Source organism: Candidatus Hydrogenedentota bacterium, assembly GCA_035416745.1.
Classification (GTDB): domain Bacteria; phylum Hydrogenedentota; class Hydrogenedentia; order Hydrogenedentales; family SLHB01; genus UBA2224.
This window is the reverse complement of sequence record DAOLNV010000019.1, coordinates 1-1,067: the sequence shown is the minus strand read 5'-3', so window position 1 is coordinate 1,067 and position 1,067 is coordinate 1. Positions and strand designations below refer to the sequence as shown.

Annotated in this window: 1 protein-coding gene; it reads right to left on the bottom strand. The window is 61.9% G+C overall.

Annotation, left to right across the window (positions count from 1 at the left end; genetic code table 11):
* Positions 1 to 1,067 (bottom strand): PAS domain-containing protein (locus tag PLJ71_08405; protein ID HQM48696.1); only part of this gene is annotated, 1,067 nt, incomplete at both ends.

The following is a 1,067-nucleotide window of genomic DNA, read 5'->3' as shown; positions in this document are numbered from 1 at the left end:
AAGAACGGCTCGAAGATCCGGTCCTGAATATCCGGATGGATGCCCGTTCCGGAGTCCGAGACGTGGAGTACCAGGTAGGCGCCCGGCCTTGTTTCCATGAACCGCGACGTAAAAGCGGCATCGATTTCCCGGGTGTTCACCTCGAGCACCAGGCGCCCCCCCTGATGCATGGCATCCCGTGCGTTCACGCAGAGATTGACGATGATCTGCTCGATCTGCCCCCGATCAGCATAGACCATGGCCTCGCCGGGGCCGGGTTCGAAGGCCATCTCGATATGTTCGCCGATCAGCCGCCGGATCATCCTGAGCATCCCGCTCACAACCTCGTTCATGTCGAGCGCCTGCAACTCCAGCTTCTGGCGCCGTCCGAACGCCAGCAGTTGCCGTACCAGGGTGGTTGCCCGCTCGGCGGCGCGCTCGACCTCTTCGAGACTCGCGCGGGGAGGCGTGTCTTGGGGAATGTCGTCCATGACCAGCTCGATATTGCCGCGGATCACCTGAAGCAGATTGTTGAAATCGTGGGCCACGCCGCCGGCGAGCTGGCCCACAGCCTCCATTTTTTGTGCTTGCCGAAGCTGGTCTTCTAACAGACGCCGGGCATCTTCGTTCTGTTTGCGCTCGGTAATGTCGCGAAGAATCTCGACCACGGCGCTCGGTTTACCCTCCTCGTCATGAGCGGCGGTCCCGGCCGTACACCAGAAATGCCGGAGCGTTCCCGTGGCATCCGTGACTACGCTTTCGCTGTCGTGCACCAGATTCGTGCTGAGAGCCCGAAACACCGAGCACTTTTCGCAGGGCATGCGGTTACAGGCAAAGACCACATCACACGATTTGCCGATTACGTCCGGGCCGAACAGCTGTTCGGCGCGCGCGTTTGCCCATGTCACCACGCGCTCGCGGTCCATCATCAACATGGGATCGGCAATCGAGCTGACGATGCCCTGGGCGCGCTCCTCACTCTGCCGCAACGCCTCGTTGGCGCTCGAGAGGGCGGCGGTCCGCTGGTTCACGGCGCGCGTCAGACGGTAATTCCAAAACAGGATCAGCAGCAACAAGGCCAGCACGCC